Here is an 18,303-nt window from a genome sequence, read left to right on the forward strand (position 1 = left end):
TCAAATCGGCCAAGCCTCGGCCGGTCGCTGCTTACGGTATTCTTCCATCGAAATCTTGCCCAGTTGCGGCGTAAGCTTGCAACGGCGCTTATCCCACGGATACTCCACCTGGCGCTTCAACCACTCTGCGCCCTCTCCCTGTCTCCAGGCTTCCAGATCCAAGTCTCGCCAGAACCGGGGATTACGCTCGATGCGCTCGTCATGCTCCGCAGTGACCGGATCCAGATGCCGGAACGGCTCCAGCCTTGGCACATCCGGCAAGGGCTGGGAGGTGTCCATGTAGCGTTGAAGCATGTCCCACAGCGCCATCACCTCTTCCTTCGATGGCTCGACCCGGCTCAGGGACGTCTGGCTGAATTGTTTGGCGGTATAGCGATGCACGAACATCAGCCGGTAAAAGATACCGCCGGCTTCAATAACTCGCTCCACATAGGCATCGAACTCCTCAAAGGGTGCTGTCAGTTTCTTGCCGCCCGGCATTGCAAAGCTTACTTCACCCGTTTCACGACTGAAGTAGCTTTCTCCGGCTTCGAGGCCTTGATCCAGGAGCTTGCTGAGGAGTTTGTCAAAGGGTCTGAGTAGCAGGGCGAAAGCGCCCATGACCCAAGGCGTGGTTTTTATAATGATATATAGTGACAACGGAATCCATATCACCATTACGGTAAGAATAGCGATTACCTGTAGCAAGTGTTCCGCATTTACCGTAAATAGAATTGTATTATATACAGATAATATTCCACCACCGACTAAAATTACGCCTCCCCATGTATATGGTACAAACAAGAGCAGCATAGAAAGCCCTATAAACGCTTTTCCATTGAGAAACCGAATCTGACGCTCGTCCCACCACCAATCACCCGAATGGAAGGCATCGGGATCACTCTGGTCCTGATGTTGAACTTCACCTACATCCTCACAAACCCTGTAGTAAGGCTCAACCTCAGTATAATCTCCAACTGGCTGGAGATCTTGACCGAGACGCTGTCTACTCTTCAAAGGCTCAGGAAAAGCCGAAATCTCGCTATTAGGCAACTCTATATTATGGTTGCTTATTTTTTTTTCGTTTTGACTCACACGGTTACCTCTTTAACAATCCAGTACGGTACAGCATCATTTTTGAAAGGATTAAGTGAGTGTTGCTTTTTATCGGGCAACACCTCATGACGGGTTGCCTCAAACGGCTCGTAATCATCCAGTACCGGCATCGGAAACCGGAATGCGCCAACTTCACTCTCGACACGCGCTTGCAGGACGACCCTCAGACTGATGGTTCGTTGTTCGCGATACCCATACGCCAGAGTTTCACCTTCAATCAGCTTTCGGTCTATCAGGAAATGCACCGCATGATCTTCTGGCAAAGCGACCCAGGTTGTTATCTGTTTCAAAGGTGTATTTCGCGTCAACTTGTATTCTTCGACTTGCCCGGCGGAAGTCTCCAATGTGCTGTGGGTGTATTCCAGTTCCTGGACCCCCAGCCTCAAATCTGGCTTTTCGCCCTTGGCTTTGTCCTGAGATTTCAGTCCAAGTTTAAAGCGACTGATTAACGGAGAACCCACAGTCACTCTGTAGTCATTCGGAGATGGACTGTGGTCAGCAAACATCGCCTTTTCAGCATCACTCAAATCACCATAACGACTTACGGATAACGTTACCGGTGAGAATGTGCTAAGCAACTGTGAATAATAGATGGCATCGTCGACCGGAAGGCCTGGGTGGCCTGGGCCAAGCCCCAGAGGCCCCTGTTTCAGCAACCGTTCTAGTTCACTATCGGTAGCAAAAGCCGCATACAAGCTGCCACCCAACACGAGCCCCAACCCAAACAATGCCCACCCCCATCCAGGGACGAACAGTAACCCCTTCATTAGCTTAGAAAATACAAAAATGCTTCCACCAATAACTGCTAGTCCATGCCCCAAAGCAGCGTCAAAATCACCTCGATCTACACTGTTACGAAAATCCCATGCACTGATCCCTACCATTACACCTGCTGCGAAGAAATTAACCAAAGACATCGAGCGTACGATAGTGCTCGCCCCAACGTGTGCAAGGCGTGCATGAATCAACGGTCCGATGAGCGGAACTGATCTCATTTCAAAGAGTGGCCTGAGTATCAATTTTGATACCAGCTTGCTATCCGCTGGAGAAGTTATAGTGTGTAATTTCATTAAAGCGGCAGCTAAGTCTAAACCCGCTCCAAAAATCTTTACTGCTGAAAAACCGTGGTTGTTGGATTTTAAGTCCTTCAGAGACCAGAACTCTGTCATGAGATTAAATGCAGCCAAACCCACCAAAACCCGAGACAACCCCGGACCGTCGGCAACAGCCTTAGCCTTATTAGCCCAATCAAATTTCCACGCACTGAACTTTAGAGCTTCCGGATGATCAATCGGCAACACAAACACCCAGGTGTGAGCAGCCGCCTTCACCACAGCTTCGCCAACCTCATCAGCAAGCCTTGCCGGACTGGTGGAGGCAACTTTTCTACCAGCCGCGTCAACCCGATCAGCAAACAGGTAGTCGTTGCGCCTTGTTAACGCCTCACTCTGAAGGTCCGCGTCAGTCAAACCAAACGAGAGCCCTTTCCCATGCACTCCGACAATGCTGAAGCGCGTCAGGTCTACAGCATCCCGGCGCATCACTCTTAGTTCGCCGCCGAGTTTTGGATCCGCAATATCAGCCGCTTCACTGACTGCGGCAAACACCCGGTCCAGCTTGATGGCCGTCAAGTCGCCACTTTCACGTAAACGATCAGCGACCTTAAGAACAGCCCCACTCCAGCCACCCAGCGCAGTTTCAAGCATTCCCGCAACGGTGCCGGCAGAGCCAACAGAAACAGAAGAATTGCCGTCATCATTAGTGTCAGAATCAGCCTCCTCATGCTTTAACTGCTGCGCAATGGTGCTAATGGCTGACAGGCCCAGTCCACTCAGATGCTGTTCAGTGAGCGTGTCGTTCTTGTTAGATAGAGCTTTTAAATGCGCCAGCAGCGGTGATACTTCTCCCTCTGCACATCCTTCATTAGCCAAAGCCGCAATAATCGAACTCTTGTCCAATCCCTGCTTTAGCAACCTAGATAGAATACTGGGTGCCACCACCCCCTGCGCCCTGAAAATACCGGGTAATTGCTGAATGAGGTCGAGCAGACCTGTATGCAGAGAGAATGCTTCACATGGGCCAAGCCCTGTGTGATACAGGTAATCACCGCAGATTGAATCAAACTCACCGCTTTCAACCAGTGTTTCGAGTTTCTGCAGATGCCCAGTTATCTTCTCAAGCATCATCTGGCGCTCTGAATGCTCCAGGATTTGATTGAGCTTGTTCTGATCTACTGCTGCTCGCAGCTTTCCGATCTGATCGCTTGAGTCAGATGCCTGCGGATCAAACAAGGTCTGACGTATCAGCATCGCCGAATGAACCAGCGGCTTTTCCTGTATGGAGACATCAATAGCATCGAGATAGTGAAGCGCCAATTGAAGCTGCGCCAACGAGTGGCGTAACTTGAACAACGGATCCGGGATAGCCACGCAAACGACTCCCTTCTGCGAGCGAAGATGCTGCAAAAGATCCGCCCCAGGTGGGCAGGTAAGGTCAAGAATATTCGCCACCTCACCCTCTTCACTGTCATCCTCTGGTTCTGGCGCGGTAGCCTCCAGTGCAAGCTCGAGCGGGCTCTTCATCAATTGTTCAGTATAAGCAATCGGGTCTTCTACTTCGCTTCGAGAGGCGGCGCGCCGGGCCGACTCCCTCGCCTGCTTCTCGTTGCTCTCTAATAACTTCGAGAGCTTGCTGCATAGTTCGTCTTCACCCGGCCGCTCAAAACTGAGCACGAAGTCGCTGGGATTCTCTATCATCAGTTCAATGCCCAGATCCCTGTGCCTGAGCTCAGGTGCATCCTCAACACGTGATGCCGGGAATCCGGTTTCAAAACTCAATGTATCAACCGATGTGACAGCCCAGGCGTGACCCACACCCGTCGTCCTTGCATTACGAGTCGCTGCACTCTCTTCAAGTCTTTGGATGTAGGCCCAATCCCACTGGATTTCACTGTAAGCCATGCGGAAATCGTGCATCACCGCTTGCCCCTGGAGAAACACCGGAACAAGCACATCGTCCAACCACTGTCCGGCTGATGGGCGTATCATTCTCAAGTCAGATTCTGGGTCACCAACCTCCGCCCGCACTGCCTGAAGATCAATATCGCTGAATTGGGAGTTCTGACTGATCTCTAATTCTCGCCAGAGCTTGTCTTCGCGGAAAATATAAAGAAAGCCAGGCCGCAACAGTGCTACGCCTTTCCCTTGATAAACGGGGGCATTGGAGCCACGTCTAACAGGCAAGTTGCTGGCGATCTCTGCCAGGGGCTTAATCCTTACGAGGGTATTATCCTGGTAATCTTCACGCTCGATGTTAGATCTTGCGTGCTTCAGGAGAGGAATCGAGATCTTGCCGCCTTCGCGCTTGGGCACAGTCAGTACGAGATCCGCGGGATCGGTATCGTCGTAATCTGCTGTTCGTAGAATCGAGCGATCCCGGGATTCATCTGAAAAATCCACAGTATCCGTCATACAGTTTCCTCCCCATCGGTCCCTTTAATCGCTTCCACAGAACCACGCTCAAGATGCCCGCCAATCACATCAATAATCAGTTTTCGATCGGAGCCCGGTAACTGATCAAACTCCACTTGGTCAGGAGAGGCAGTTTTGCGCTGGCCAACCATTGCCAATTCGGGAGGCTGTGGCGTTGCCGCCCCATCTTTGCCAACAAGATTTGGCAGTTCCGGATTAGCAGAACTTTGCCCAGCCCCACTCCCCGGCGCCCCACCAGAATTAATCTTGATCCCCGGCCCAGCCAAGGTAACCCCGCTCGGGTCCAGCTTGATAAAGCTACCACCACCAGAAATCGTCAGCTCCGCCCCGGCATCCAGCACCACTTTCGCACCGGCTTTGTGATGAACTTCGGTGCCGGCTTCCGAGGCCATGGTGCGGCCGGTTTTCTGGTGATAGCTGCCGGCGATGGTCTGGCTGCAATCAGCGCCGACGGAGACTCGGCTTTCACCATCGGTGGTGCAGTGGTCTGCCGCTTTCACATGGCTGAACTGGTGGTTCTCCACCGTCAGGTGGCTGTCGTTCTTGATGACTTCGGTGCGGTTGTTTTCGGTCAGCAGGTCCAGGTCTTTCTGGGCGTGGACGTAGATCTGTTCCTGGTCCGCTTCGTCTTCAAAGCGCAGTTCGTTGCTGCCCTCACCCTTGTGGGTTTTGGTTTTCAGGGTGGTCCGGGTTTTGTGTTCCGGCAGCGCGTAGGGCGGTGTGTTGGTGGCGTGGTAAGTCCTGCCAGTAATAATAGGCTGGTCCGGGTCGCCGTCCAGGAAGGAAACAATCACTTCGTTACCGATTCTGGGCAGGGCCATAAAGCCGTATTGGCCGCCGGCCCAACCCTGGGCGACGCGTAACCAGGCGCTTGAGTGTTCGTCGTTCTTTGAGTAGCGATCCCACGGGAATCTTACTTTCACCCGGCCGTACTGGTCACAATGGATTTCTTCACCCTCGGGGCCGGTGACGATGGCCATCTGGGGGCCGTCCATCATGGGTTTGTGTTCACACTGGGGCCGCCAGGTTTTGTCAGCCGGAACGGCGGTGAAGTCGTTGTGGTAGCTGGTGGGTTCGCTGCCACCCTCTTCTTCCATGGCCTGGGGCTGTTTGCCGGTGTGGGTGATGGCGGTCAGCAGCCATTCCCGGTTCAGGCTCTGACTGTCGTGTTCCTGCAGTTCCACTTTGGCGCCGGGGGTGAAGTCCGGGCGGTTGCTTTCGCCCTGGGCCAGGGAGGCGTCGTTTCTCAGGGCGTCCAGTCTGGCCTGGGTGAAGGGCTGGCCACTGGCGTCGGCCTTGTAGCGGCCGGGGTAGTCGTAGTGTTGGTAGTCTTCACGGTGACTTACCTCACCTGCACTGTGCTCGTGCATCAGGGCGTAGGCGGGGTTTTTGAAGGTGTAGTCCTTCATGGCCACGGAGGCGGCTTTGATGCGCTCTTCGTAGGCGAAGCTGAACACGCAGGCCTGTTTGCTGCTGCCGCCGGCCTGGGTGTTGCAGGGGACCGGGTCCAGCTTGGGGGCGTCGCCATGGTGGTCGGCGATGATCAGGGCCGGTTGTTCTTCGCCATCCACGCTGCCGTGCTGGTAACGGTAGTGCCAGCCTTCTTCGGCGGCCAGTCGTTCAATGAACTGCAGGTCGCTTTCACGGTGCTGGACGCAGTATTCCCGTTCTTCCGGGGGGCGCTTGAAGTCAAAGACCGTATCAATGATGCCCCGCTCTTCGAGCAAGGTGCGCACGATCGCTTCGGTGGTCTGGGTCTGGAAGATGCGGCTGTTGTGCATCAGGCCCAGGCGCCAGGCCGGGGGCTGGATGACCACTTGATAGGCGGTGCGGCGGTGGCCGGTGTTGCCTCGGACGAACTCGTTGACCACGCCGGTGAAGCGCCGCAGGGGTTGGCCATCTTGCCACACCACCAGGTCCACCGGCTGCTCCAGAACGTCAGCAGCGGCCACATCCGGGTCGGTGCTCGCCAGTTCTAACCGGCCATGAAACAAGGAAGACAGCTGTTCGGCCAGCTTAAAGCCAACTACCGAAAAGTGATCTGAGGGGAATTCGCCTACACGGGCGGTGAACTGCAATCCGCTTGCCTGGGGCATGACTTCGGTCCCTGAAGAATAGTGGTTTGTAACTGACTCATCCTGAGCACGGCCGATTATAACCACCCATCTCCAGATTACAAACCAACCACTCCGCATTTTTGGGGTCAGCCCCCAAGACATTTCACCCCATCAAATGTTCTGGGGTCTGAACCCAACTTAGTTGGAGAGCCAGACGCTTTGGTAGGGTTTGAGGGTGATGACTCCGGCGAGGTCGTCGATGGCCATACCGGAAAGCAAATCGGTCCACTGGTCGGTGCCGATGAGATTGATGTCGGTGAGGGCCACTTGCTGCACTTCGTCGCTGATGTTGTGGATGCAGAAGATGGATTGTTCCCGGCGCATGCTCTGGCGCCAGAAGCCGAACAGCTGCAGACCCAGGTGCAGGGTGAACTGGGTGGCGTTGGGGTGGAAGGCGGGTTGGGCGCGGCGGATGGCGATCAGGCGTTTGAGTTCGGTGAAGGCTTTGCTGTGGTGGCTGAGTGGGTCTGCCAGGGCGGCTTCCACGGCATCCAGCTGCCACTGGCCGCGGTTAATAGAGCGGAAGCGGCCGGTGTGCTCTACCCGGGCATGGTCATTTTCGGTGGCCAGCAGGCTGTGAATATAGAACGCGGGAATTCCTTCCAGCGCCAGCATGATGGTGTGGGCACACAGGAATCGCTGTAACTGCCAGTGGTCTGCGCCACCCTCGGCGGTGCCTTTGAGGGCATCCCACAGCGCAATGTTCATCTCGTAGGGCTGGTCCCGGCCGTCGGCGGTGCGCCGGTAGGATACCTTGCCGCCGAAGGACTCCATGGTGTTGATCAGCCGCTGTTTCTCGTCCTCATCCAATAGGCCGTCAGTGGGCCGCAAGCCAACGCCGTCGTGGGAGGCAATGAAGTTCAGGTAGGTGGTGCCCATCTGCGCCGGCGGCATGCTCATCAGCCAGGTTTTCAGATGCCGGCAATTGCCGGTGACCAGGGTATTGATCAGCAGTGGCGGCAACGAGAAGTTGTAGATGGCATGGGCTTCGTTGGCGTTGCCGAAATAAGTCAGGTTCTCCCGGTTGGGCACGTTGGTTTCGGTGATCACCACCGCATCTGGCGTGTGATGTTCAATCAACAGCCGCAGAATCTTGATCAGCTCGTGGGTCTGCTGCAGGTGAATGCAGGGCGTGCCCGATTCTTTCCACAAGAACGCCACCGCATCCAGCCGGAAGATCCTGACCCCACGTTCCAGGTAATAGTGGATAATCCGGGCAAATTCGATCAGCACTTCCGGGTTGGCGAAATTCAGGTCCACCTGGTCTTCGCTGAAGGTACACCATACGTGGCGCTCGCCGTCATCGGTCTGCACCGGGGTCAGCAACGGCGAGGTTCGGGGGCGCACCACCATGCTTAAATCGTCTTTCGGGTTGCCCTCAAAGAAGTAATCCTTGCCCGGCCCCACGCGCTTGCGAAAGTTCTCGAACCAGCGGCTGCGGGCGGACATGTGGTTGATCACCAGGTCTGCCATCAGCTTGTAATCCCCGGCGATGGCCTCGATGTCTTCCCAGCCACCGTGGGACTCGTTCACCGCTAGGTAATCCATCACCGAAAAGCCGTCGTCCGAGCTGTACGGGAAAAACGGCAGGATATGCACGGCACTGATGACGTCCTGCAGGCAGTCGTCCAGAAACCGCTTCAAAGTCACCAATGGCTTCTCATCCGGCTGCTGAACGGTATCGGCGTAGGTGATCAGGACAATGTCCGATGGGTCCCAATGGTTCTGGTGCGCCGGCGGTGCCTCGGTATCGGGCTCCAGCGCCATCGCATCCATCAACTGCTCTGCCACAAAGGCACAGTCCACCGCCGGGTAGACCACTTCCAGCATGGCCACCAGTTTGCTGTCGAGGGTCTGGCTCATGGCCGGAACTCCTGGTTATCCAGTTCCACCGCTTCCAGCAACTGCTCCCGGATATCCGGAATGGCACTGGTTACCCGGTTCCAGCTCGGGATGAACGGCGTGTCCATGGGGTTGTCGAGGAAATAGGCGCCGGCGCGCATCACGTTCTGGGCGAACAGTTCCACGGCCTTCTCTTCCTTATGGCGATCAAAGCCCAGGCCATTGATGATGGCATCGTTCTGGTAGGTCTCCACGAAATCCAGGGCAATGCGGAAGTAGCTGGCCTTGATGGTGCGGAACTTTTCGTTGGAGAAAATCTCACCGTTAGTGGCCAGCTTGCGGAACAGCGCCTTGGAGATGTCCACACTCATCTTGGACAGGCCACGGCTGGCGTCTTCCGGTGACAGGTCCTGATGCTTGTGGTCATAAACATCCGCCACGTCCACCTGGCACAAGCGGTTGGTGGCGTAGTTGCGCTTCATTTCAGACAAAACGCCGATCTCGAGCCCCCAGTCGCTGGGAATACGCAGGTCATTAATCACATCGGTACGGAAGGAGAACTCGCCCGCCAGCGGGTAGCGGTAGCTGTCCAGGTAATCCAGAAAATCGTTGGGGCCACACACTTTTTTGAGGGCGCGAATCAGTGGCGTGACCAGCAGGCGGCTGACCCGGCCATTCATGCTGCCGTCCGCCACCCGTGCATAATAGCCTTTGCAGAACATGTAGTTAAAACCGGGGTTGGCCACCGGGTAAATCAGGCGCGCGAGCAAATCCCGGGAATAGGTCAGGATGTCGCAATCATGCAGGGCCACGGATTTACTCACACCCGAGGCCAGCACATAACCAAAGCAATACCACACATTGCGGCCCTTCCCCATCTCCGTGGGCGCCAGGCCCTGCTCCCGCAATTTCATATCCAGTGCCCGCAACCGGGGGCCATCGTTCCAGAGCACCTTGAACGGCTGCGGCAGCTCGGAAAAATACTCCAGAGCATGGCGGTACTGGGTTTCATCGGCACGGTCCAAACCGATCACAATCTCATCCAAATACGGAACCTTGGTCAGCTCCTGGACGATGTTTTTAAGCGCAGGCCCTTCCAGCTCCGAGTACAAAGACGGCAACACCAAAGACATAGGCCGGGCTTTACGAAAGCTCATCAGGTCCGCTTCAATATCCTCCACGGGGCGTCGCACAAGGTTGTGCAGGGTGGTGATAATGCCATTCTGGTAAAAGTCGCCCATGGCGGCTCCTCCTTTACTGGTAGCCGTACTCAAAGAGCAGATTGAGCACGCATTCATTCCAACCCTCCGGGCCGGGCTTGAGGGAGCGCATGGCGTGCCGGGACGACGGCAACTGAACCTGGTCACTGTTCACCCCGCGAATTACCACCGGTACGTCGGCGGCCTCCAGCATGCACTGGTCGTTGGGGCTATCGCCCAGGGCGATGGTCACAATCGGTTCCTCACCAAAGTGCTCCTGATAACGCTTCAGCAAGAACCGGGCCCCTTCCGCCTTATCAAAGGTGCCCATGGCATGCCAGAAGCGCCCGCCCTGCACCAACTTCAGGCCCTCCAACTCAAGCGCCGCGCGGAATTGCGCCAGCTCTTCCTCCGTGCCATCCCACACAAGCGGCACCGTCGCCAAACGCTGTTTCGCCCGGGCCGCCTCCGTTACCGTCAACCGGGTAAGCGACGCCACCTGCTCCGCAGACAGGTCATCAAAGCTCCGAAACTGTGCACCGGATTCCCTCTGCACCAAAATAGTGCGAACAACCTCCTCATAGGATCTGCCGACATGGACCACTTCTTCCTCCGCATTGCCCAGGCAGCCAGCAGGAATCACCACCGCCGCGCCGTTCTCCGCAATAAACGGCCCCCGCAGCCCCATCATGCTTTGCAACTCACTGATCTCCGCCGCCGTTTTGCTGGAATTGAAAATCAACGGAATGCCATTGCACCCCAACCGCGCCATCGCCGGCTTCGCCGCCCGCCAGCTGTAACTGTCGTGATCCAGCAAGGTGCCGTCCAGATCCGTAAAAACAATCAACCGTGGTTGCATTTCCCCACCCCGCTCTGCAATGTAACTGGGGTCAGACCCCAAGACATTTGATGCGGTGAAATGTTCTGGGGTCTGACCCCAAATTAGATTCAAGAACCAGGCCAGACTATGATCACGAATGCCTTTAAGATGGAACACCGTTACCTGGAATTGCCAGACAGCTTTTATACGCGGGTGAAGCCGACGCCTTTGTCTCAGCCGGCGATGGTGTGTTTCAACCACAATCTGGCAGCGCAGATGGGGTTTCATGTTAAGGATGAAGCTGAGTGGGCCGGTGTGGGTGCCGGGGCGGAATTGCTGGAGGGTATGGACCCAGTGGCGATGAAGTACACCGGGCACCAGTTTGGCGTGTACAACCCGGAACTGGGCGATGGCCGGGGCTTGTTACTGTGGGAAACCGTGGCGCCGGACGGCACCCGCTGGGACTGGCACCTGAAGGGGGCGGGCACCACGCCCTACTCCCGCTTTGGCGATGGCCGGGCAGTGCTGCGCTCCACCATTCGCGAATACCTGTGCTCGGAAGCCATGCACGGTCTTGGCATTCCGACCACCCGCGCCCTGTTTATGATCAGCGCGAAAGACCCGGTGCGCCGGGAATCCATCGAAACCGCCGCCGCGCTGATGCGAGTGGCGCAAAGTCATATCCGTTTCGGCCACTTCGAATTCGCCGCCCACCATGAAGGCCCCGAGGCACTGAAAACCCTGCTGGAACACGTGATCACCCTGCACTTCCCGCACCTGATCAGCCTACCGGAAGAACAACGCCACCAACGCTGGTTTGAAGAAGTGGTGGAACGCACCGCCCGGCTGATCGCTGACTGGCAGGCGGTCGGCTTCTGCCACGGCGTGATGAACAGCGACAACATGTCCATCATCGGCGACACCTTCGACTACGGCCCCTACGCGTTCCTGGACGATTTCGACGCCGGCTTCATCTGCAATCACACCGACGAGGGCGGCCGCTACGCCTACAACCGGCAGCCGCAGACTGGCTTTGTGAACTGCCAGTACCTGGCCAACGCCCTGCTGCCAATCATGGATGAGGACCACGTGCGCCGTGGTCTGCGCCGGTACGAAACCACCTATAACGAACATTTCAAGAACAATATGAGGGCAAAACTGGGGCTGGAGGAAACCGACGACTCAGACATGAACCTGATCATGGAGACCTTCAGCATGCTGCACGAACACCGGGTAGACTACACCCGCTTCTTCCGAGGCATCTCCAACCTGCACCGCCATGGCAACGCCCCGGTGCGGGATCTGTTTGCCGACCGAAGCGCGGCCGACGAATGGCTCGAACGCTACGAGGCCCGCCTCAAGACCGAAACCCGCGCCCACGACGAACGCGAATACCTCATGCGTCAGGTAAACCCCAGATACATCCTGCGCAACTACCTGGCCCAACAAGTCATTATGGAAGCCCAGAACGGCGACTACGCGCCCCTGAAAGAGCTGTTAAAGGTGCTCGAGAACCCCTTCGACGACCAACCCGAGTTCGAACACTACGCGGCCTTACCGCCAGACTGGGGCAAACACCTCAACATCAGCTGCTCCTCCTGAAGTTGGGGTCAGACCCCAGAACATTTGATGGGGTGAAATGTCTTGGGGTCTGACCCCAAATTGGCTCGGTAGGTCATTAAAGCTCGCTCACTTGGCCATTGGGGTTTAATTCCGCATAATCCCGGTTCTTGTATTCCACTCAGCTCCGGACGGCCGTTCATGCCTCAGAGTTTTATCCTGAAGTTCCTTCAAGGCTTTCAAGTTTATCGAAACCCCCGGGTTATCGGCATGCTGTTCCTTGGCTTCTCCGCAGGGCTTCCGTTGCTGTTGGTGGGGGGTACGTTTACGGCGTGGCTGCGGGATCTGGGCGTTGAGCTTGCCACCATTGGCTTTCTCAGTTGGGTGGGCATGGCCCATTCGATCAAGGTGTTGTGGGCGCCGATTGTGGATCGCACCAGTATTCCATTTCTTACCCGATGGCTCGGGTGGCGGCGCAGCTGGATGCTGGTTTCACAGATGAGTATTGCCGGCGCGTTACTGGGCATGGCGCTGACGGACCCAACCCAGCAACAGTGGCTGGTGGCCCTCTGGGCCGTGGTCGCCGCGTTCGGTTCCGCCACCCAGGACATCTCGGTGGATGCCTACCGGGTGGAAGCCGCGGAGCCCCATGAACAAGGCGGCATGGCCGCCAGCTATGTGACCGGCTACAGGGTTGCCATGCTTATGGCCAGTGCTGGCGCCCTGCATATTGCCGCCGTCGGCAGCTGGTCCCTGGCCTATGGCACCATGGCCCTGCTGATGGGCGTTGGCATGGTCACCACGCTGATCAGTTCCGAACCGAAGAACCGCCAGTCTGCGGCAGTGTTTGCCATGGAGGCGCGGGTTATCGGGTACCTGGACCGCACCAAACACAGCGGTGCCCGCAAGAACATCACCGCCTGGCTGATCGGCGCGTTTGTCTGCCCGTTCGCGGATTTCTTTCAACGGTACGGCAAAGCGGCGCTGGTGATCCTGCTGTTTATTGCCACCTTCCGCATCAGTGACATCTTTATGGGGGTGATGGCCAATCCGTTCTATCTGGACCTGGGCTTTACCAAGTCCCAGATCGCCAACATTGCAGCCGCGTTTGGCTTGATCATGACCCTGAGCGGGGCCGCGGTCGGCGGCGCACTGGTAGCACGGTTTGGCATTGCCCGAATGCTGTTGTTCACCGCGTTTATGGCCCCGGCCACCAACCTCACCTTCGCCGGCCTGGCCATCATTGGCCCCCAACAACCGGGCCTTGTGGCCGCCATCATTGCCGATAACGTCACAGGCGGCATGGCCATTTCGGTGTTTATTGCCTACCTGTCCAGCCTCACCAACACCGCCTACACCGCCACCCAGTACGCGTTGTTCAGCTCATTGATGACGCTGCCCGGGCAGTTTGCGGCGGGCTTTACCGGGTTGCTTGCAGAACACGTGGGCTGGGTGGGATTCTTCCTGATCACCGCAGGAACCGGCGCGCCGGCCATTATCCTGGCGGCCCTGCTTTTCCGCATTGCTCACCCGGACAAGCCGGCACGAATAGAAGAGGATACTGCGCAGGGGCAGACAGCTCCCTAGCCATGCAGGGCAGGCCAGAACTCAATCGCGGAAGTTGTTAAACTGCAGCGGAATATCCAGCTCCGCCTCGCGCAGCATGGCAATGGCTTCCTGCAGGTCGTCCCGCTTCTTGCCGGTTACCCGCACCTTGTCGCCCTGAATGCTGGCCTGCACCTTCATCTTCTGGTCTTTGATCATTTTCACGATCTTCTTGGCCATATCGGTTTCGATGCCCTGCTTCAGGGAAAAATGCTGTTTCACCAGTTTGCCGGCCTTGCTCTCGCCGTCTTCCGCCAGAGCCCGGGCGTCAATGTTGCGTTTGGCGAAGGCCATACGCAGCAGATCAATCAGTTGCTCCAGCTGGAACTCCTGCTCGGCGCTCACCGTAATGCGCTTGTCTTCCAGTTCGATATCCGCCTGCACATTTTTAAAATCCCAGCGGTTACCCAGATCACGCTTGGCCTGATCCACCGCGTTGGTGACTTCGTGCATTTCAATTTCTGAAACAATGTCAAAAGAAGGCATGGTCGTTATTCTCCAAGGGCCACACAGGGGTATACTGTGGCGACATTAAAAATACCGGATGTTCCGAAACCGCCAAAGCATACCAAGAGCCGCGGCGAACCGCATCTGACAATGGACTGGTAAGAAGTAGACAAACGATGCCAAACCTGGACCTACCCATACTCGTAGTAGACGACGCCAAATTCAGCAGTATGGTGGTCGGCCGCACCCTGCGAAATGCCGGTTACCGAGACATACGCATTGCCAACAACGCGCAAGACGCCCTGACGCTGATGGAACAGCGGCAGGTCAGCGTGTTGATTGCCGATTGGCTGATGCCGGAAATGGACGGGCTGCAACTCACCGACCGAGTCAGGCAGCAGGACGAACAGGAAAACCACTACACCTATGTGATCCTGCTCACCGCCCGCGAAAGCGTGGAAGCGCTGTCAGAAGCCTTCGACCGGGGCGTGGATGACTTCATCTACAAATCCGACATGACCAAGCAGCTGATCCCCCGCATCTTTGCCGCAGACCGGATGGCCGATCGCCAGAATACCCTGCTGCGGGCCAACGCACTGCTGGTCGAAAACAACCGGGAGCTGGAATCCACCAACATCATCGACCTGGAAACCGGCCTGTGTAACAGCAAGTATGCCCGCCAGCGCCTGCAGAAAACCCTGCGCCATGCGGAATCCCGAGGCGGTTCCACCTCCTATGTGATGTGCGGCATTCGTAACTGGCAAGACCTGAAACGCAAGCATCCACCCAGCGTGATGAGCGAACTGGCCACCGGCATCGCTCGCCGCCTTAGCACCCTGATTCGCCCCATCGACGCCCTGTGCCGTGTTGGCGACAACCAGTTTGCCATCGTCTCCTACTTCCCGAACAGCGACCATTGCTCCACCACCGCGTTCCGGCGAATTTTTGATGGTATCAACCACAAGGCCCTGAAAACCACCGCCGGCTTTATCTCCGTGGAAGCCGGCATGGTCCTGTGCCGCGCCGACGCCCAGGACGGCACACCCTCGGTGCAGGATATGGAACGGGCGGCGGTGCAAGGCCTGGTTGACGCCTACGAAACCCGCCGCTTTACCGAAACCAAACCCGAGATACGGGAAGGTGTGTAGCCCTCACAAACGGTAACAACGGGACACAGATCACAAACAGACAGGAAGGGCGCGAGGGCTTATTCTGAAACCGTGGAATCAAGCAGTATCCGCCCATGGCGGAGGAGCCGAGTAGTAACTCCGCCGTATTATGGGCCCTGACTCCACAGGATTAACGAATTTTTCAGGCACTTTCGTTCTTTCCGAAGTATTTTCGAGCCAGCTCTTGTGAGCTGGCTTTTTTAATGGTTTTCCGGGTCTGTCTCAGGGGTCTGTTTCAGGGGTCTGTCCCCGAACGGGGACTGACCCTCTTTTGCCCGTCCCTGCACCAAAACTCGAACCCATGGGGCCAAGATGGGTCAGTCCCCATGCGGGGACAGACCCTGGGAGTCAGACCCACCTTTGCCCGTCCTTGCCACCAAACTCGAGCCCATGGGTTCCAAAATGGGTCAGTCCCCATGCGGGGACAGACCCTTAGGGGTCAGACCCTGTGAGACCCCGGCGATAATCCCCAGGCGTCTTCCCAGCAGCCGCCTTAAACTTCCGATGAAACGACGTGGTCTCGCTATACCCCAACCGCAGCGCGATATCGGGAATACTCATCTCGGTATTCCGCAAATAGTCCTCAGCCATTTGCTGGCGCACGTCATCCAGTAGTTTCTGGTAGGAAACGCCTTCCTGGCTCAGTTTGCGTTGCAGGGTGCGGCTGGTCATGCCCAGGTCTTCGGCGATCATGTCTTGCCGGGTCACGCCGCTGGCCAGTTGTTTCTGGATGCCTTGCTTCACTCTGGAAGTTAGATCGGTGTCGGTATCCAGCAGTGCCAACTGCGACAGCGCATGGGCTTCAAGGGTCTTGCGCAGCAGAGGGTCTGGCTGGCGAAGGCGGGTGGCCAGTAGATCCTGGGGCATGGTCACCACATTCTCCGGCGCTTCGAACTCAACCGGGCAGCCCCAGCGCTCCTGATAAGCGCTCTCACAGTCAGGCCCGGGCGAGGAACGTTTCAGGGCAACCCGAATCGGAGAGGCTTCATCGTTATCTGCCAACCAGCGAGCGTAATTTATCCAGGAGGCGAACACGTTATCCACCACCTGGGGCCAAACCACCGGATCGGTAAAATTGCAGGTCCACACCAACGATACTTCATTGCCCTTCATTCGTAGGCCCGTGGTGCCCATGTCCCCCACCAGCTTCTCATAGGGCGCAATCCGGGTGACCGCCTCCCCCAGCGTGGCACAGCTCATGGTGATGTAGCCAAGCACACTGTAGGAACCGGGCTGAACGAAATCACCGGTTTCCAGGCCAAGGATGGGATTGCCGGATGCTTCGGCCAGCAGGCGAATAAACGTCTGTAACTGCTCGCCCGTCAGGCGGCCGTCATCGGTATCAAGGATCTTCGGCTCAAGGCCGGCTTTGCTGAACAGCTCTGAGGTACTGATGCCCTTGGCATCGGCGTAGCGAACGTATTGGCGCAGGGCGGCGACAGAGGCGGTTCCAAGAGGGGTCATGACGACTGCTTTGGTTGTTGATTTTATGCAGCGAGTATAACCGAAAATGGGTAGGGCTGGGGTGTTATAGGGTTTGTCCTCAGGGTCTGTCCCCGAACGGGGACTGACCCATTTTGGACGGATGGGTTCGAGTTAAGTGGCAAGGACGGGCAAATGTGGGTCAGTCCCCATGCGGGGACAGACCCTTGGGACAGACCCCTAGGTCAGACCCTACAGCTTCCGCCCTTTCCCAGCCGCAATGCGCAGCCGCAGCGCGTTCAGCTTGATGAAGCCTTCGGCGTCTTTCTGATCATACGCACCCTGGTCTTCCTCAAAGGTGGCAATCTTTTCGTCGAACAGGGAGTCGTCAGACTTCCGGCCAACTACGTCCACGTTGCCTTTGTAGAGTTTCAGGCGAACGGTGCCGTTCACGTAGGTTTGGGTCTGGTCGATCAGTGCCTGCAGGGCTTCGCGCTCCGGGGACCACCAGTAGCCGTTGTAAATGACCTCAGCGTAGCGGGGCATCAGGCTGTCTTTCAGGTGGGCCACTTCGCGGTCCAGAGTGATGGACTCAATGGCGCGGTGAGCACGCAGCATGATAGTGCCACCCGGGGTTTCGTAGCAGCCACGGGACTTCATGCCCACGTAGCGGTTCTCTACGATGTCCAGGCGGCCAATACCGTTGGCGCCAGCCACCTTGTTCAGGGTTTCCAGCACTTCATGGGGCTTCATGTCCTGGCCATCAACGGCAACAATGTCGCCCTTTTTGTAGGTCAGCTCCACGTATGTCGGCTTATCCGGCGCGGCTTCCGGAGACACGCTCCAACGCCACATGTCTTCCTCGGCTTCCGCCCAGGGGTCTTCCAGGTTCATGCCTTCGTAGGAAATGTGCAGCAGGTTGGCGTCCATGGAGTACGGGCTCTTGCCCTTCTTCATTTCCACCGGAATGTTGCGCTCTTCGCAGTACTTCAGCAGTTTTTCACGGGAGTTCAGGTCCCACTCACGCCAAGGCGCAATTACCTTCACCCCCGGCTTCAGCGCGTAGGCACCCAGTTCGAAACGTACCTGGTCATTACCCTTGCCGGTCGCACCGTGGGAAATCGCATCCGCGCCGGTTTCGTTGGCAATGTCGATCAAACGCTTGGCAATCAGCGGGCGGGCGATGGAGGTACCCAGCAGGTACTCGCCCTCATAGATGGTATTGGCGCGGAACATCGGGAACACGTAATCGCGCACAAACTCTTCGCGCAGGTCCTCAATGTAGATTTCCTTAACGCCCAACGCTTCCGCCTTGGCGCGCGCCGGCTCAACTTCCTCGCCCTGGCCGATGTCGGCGGTGAAGGTCACCACCTCACAGTTATAGGTGTCCTGCAACCACCGAACGATCACGGAAGTATCCAGGCCACCGGAATAAGCCAGCACCACCTTTTTGATATCAGACATGCCCTTGCTCCAGACTGAACAGAATGGATGTATTGAAAAGAAGGTGCGTATTGTACGGGAGTGCGGGGGGAA

The 18,303-nt window shown here is 56.9% G+C and carries 12 protein-coding genes; 3 read left to right on the plus strand and 9 right to left on the minus strand.

What is annotated here, in order from left to right:
* The 6 genes from QUE75_RS12740 to QUE75_RS12765 all read right to left on the minus strand — a co-directional run bounded on the left by QUE75_RS12740 (position 1) and on the right by QUE75_RS12765 (position 10,603).
* Positions 1 to 1,074, minus strand: a complete 1,074-nt coding sequence (locus QUE75_RS12740; RefSeq protein WP_286250616.1) for a hypothetical protein — start codon at positions 1,072 to 1,074, stop codon at positions 1 to 3.
* The gene (locus tag QUE75_RS12745; RefSeq protein ID WP_286250617.1) at positions 1,071 to 4,565 is read right to left on the minus strand and encodes a toxin VasX; all 3,495 of its coding nucleotides are present in this window, start codon (positions 4,563 to 4,565) and stop codon (positions 1,071 to 1,073) included. Before QUE75_RS12745 ends, QUE75_RS12740 begins: the two co-directional genes overlap by 4 nt.
* A complete protein-coding gene (locus QUE75_RS12750) occupies positions 4,562 to 6,682 on the minus strand; it encodes a type VI secretion system Vgr family protein (RefSeq protein WP_286250619.1) in 2,121 nt (706 codons plus the stop codon). The genes QUE75_RS12745 and QUE75_RS12750 overlap by 4 nt, the downstream gene beginning before the upstream one ends.
* A gap of 159 nt (positions 6,683 to 6,841) precedes the next feature.
* Positions 6,842 to 8,566 (minus strand): sugar phosphorylase, encoded by a 1,725-nt coding sequence (locus tag QUE75_RS12755; RefSeq protein WP_286250621.1) that lies wholly within the window; start codon positions 8,564 to 8,566, stop codon positions 6,842 to 6,844.
* A complete protein-coding gene (locus tag QUE75_RS12760) occupies positions 8,563 to 9,786 on the minus strand; it encodes a glycosyltransferase family protein (protein ID WP_286250623.1) in 1,224 nt (407 codons plus the stop codon). The genes QUE75_RS12755 and QUE75_RS12760 overlap by 4 nt, the downstream gene beginning before the upstream one ends.
* 13 nt (positions 9,787 to 9,799) lie before the next feature.
* Positions 9,800 to 10,603: an HAD-IIB family hydrolase gene (locus tag QUE75_RS12765; RefSeq protein ID WP_286250625.1), complete on the minus strand. Its 804-nt coding sequence runs from the start codon at positions 10,601 to 10,603 to the stop codon at positions 9,800 to 9,802.
* Between the two features lie 108 nt (positions 10,604 to 10,711).
* Here QUE75_RS12765 and QUE75_RS12770 point away from each other — a divergent pair, with 108 nt between their 5' ends.
* Positions 10,712 to 12,166 carry a protein adenylyltransferase SelO gene (locus QUE75_RS12770; protein WP_286250627.1) on the plus strand — a complete coding sequence of 485 codons (1,455 nt, stop codon included), beginning with the start codon at positions 10,712 to 10,714 and terminating at the stop codon, positions 12,164 to 12,166.
* A 159-nt stretch (positions 12,167 to 12,325) separates the two neighbouring features.
* Positions 12,326 to 13,711, plus strand: coding sequence for an AmpG family muropeptide MFS transporter (locus tag QUE75_RS12775; protein WP_106695133.1), 1,386 nt, complete (start codon positions 12,326 to 12,328; stop codon positions 13,709 to 13,711).
* 21 nt (positions 13,712 to 13,732) lie between these two features.
* Here QUE75_RS12775 and QUE75_RS12780 read toward each other — a convergent pair whose 3' ends face one another.
* The gene (locus QUE75_RS12780) at positions 13,733 to 14,215 is read right to left on the minus strand and encodes a YajQ family cyclic di-GMP-binding protein (RefSeq protein WP_058092389.1); all 483 of its coding nucleotides are present in this window, start codon (positions 14,213 to 14,215) and stop codon (positions 13,733 to 13,735) included.
* Between the two features lie 137 nt (positions 14,216 to 14,352).
* Between QUE75_RS12780 and QUE75_RS12785 the strand changes: the two genes are divergently transcribed.
* The gene (locus QUE75_RS12785; RefSeq protein ID WP_286250636.1) at positions 14,353 to 15,324 is read left to right on the plus strand and encodes a response regulator; all 972 of its coding nucleotides are present in this window, start codon (positions 14,353 to 14,355) and stop codon (positions 15,322 to 15,324) included.
* A gap of 453 nt (positions 15,325 to 15,777) precedes the next feature.
* On the opposite strand, the gene QUE75_RS12790 is transcribed toward QUE75_RS12785, so the two are convergent.
* Positions 15,778 to 16,809 carry an AraC family transcriptional regulator gene (locus tag QUE75_RS12790; RefSeq protein WP_286250640.1) on the minus strand — a complete coding sequence of 344 codons (1,032 nt, stop codon included), beginning with the start codon at positions 16,807 to 16,809 and terminating at the stop codon, positions 15,778 to 15,780.
* Positions 16,810 to 17,019: 210 nt separating this feature from the next.
* Positions 17,020 to 18,231 carry an argininosuccinate synthase gene (locus tag QUE75_RS12795; RefSeq protein WP_072676871.1) on the minus strand — a complete coding sequence of 404 codons (1,212 nt, stop codon included), beginning with the start codon at positions 18,229 to 18,231 and terminating at the stop codon, positions 17,020 to 17,022.
* Positions 18,232 to 18,303 lie beyond the last annotated feature (72 nt).

The sequence above is a fragment of the Marinobacter shengliensis genome, assembly GCF_030297115.1.
Classification (GTDB): domain Bacteria; phylum Pseudomonadota; class Gammaproteobacteria; order Pseudomonadales; family Oleiphilaceae; genus Marinobacter; species Marinobacter shengliensis.

Bases quoted from the DNA above. Each gene is read 5' to 3' on its own strand.
- QUE75_RS12775 (WP_106695133.1), top strand. From the start codon at position 12,326: ATGCCTCAGAGTTTTATCCTGAAGTTCCTTCAAGGCTTTCAAGTTTAT.
- QUE75_RS12780 (WP_058092389.1), bottom strand. From the start codon at position 14,215: ATGCCTTCTTTTGACATTGTTTCAGAAATTGAAATGCACGAAGTCACC.
- QUE75_RS12770 (WP_286250627.1), top strand. From the start codon at position 10,712: ATGATCACGAATGCCTTTAAGATGGAACACCGTTACCTGGAATTGCCA.
- QUE75_RS12790 (WP_286250640.1), bottom strand. From the start codon at position 16,809: ATGACCCCTCTTGGAACCGCCTCTGTCGCCGCCCTGCGCCAATACGTT.
- QUE75_RS12755 (WP_286250621.1), bottom strand. From the start codon at position 8,566: ATGAGCCAGACCCTCGACAGCAAACTGGTGGCCATGCTGGAAGTGGTC.
- QUE75_RS12750 (WP_286250619.1), bottom strand. From the start codon at position 6,682: ATGCCCCAGGCAAGCGGATTGCAGTTCACCGCCCGTGTAGGCGAATTC.
- QUE75_RS12785 (WP_286250636.1), top strand. From the start codon at position 14,353: ATGCCAAACCTGGACCTACCCATACTCGTAGTAGACGACGCCAAATTC.
- QUE75_RS12795 (WP_072676871.1), bottom strand. From the start codon at position 18,231: ATGTCTGATATCAAAAAGGTGGTGCTGGCTTATTCCGGTGGCCTGGAT.
- QUE75_RS12765 (WP_286250625.1), bottom strand. From the start codon at position 10,603: ATGCAACCACGGTTGATTGTTTTTACGGATCTGGACGGCACCTTGCTG.
- QUE75_RS12760 (WP_286250623.1), bottom strand. From the start codon at position 9,786: ATGGGCGACTTTTACCAGAATGGCATTATCACCACCCTGCACAACCTT.
- QUE75_RS12745 (WP_286250617.1), bottom strand. From the start codon at position 4,565: ATGACGGATACTGTGGATTTTTCAGATGAATCCCGGGATCGCTCGATT.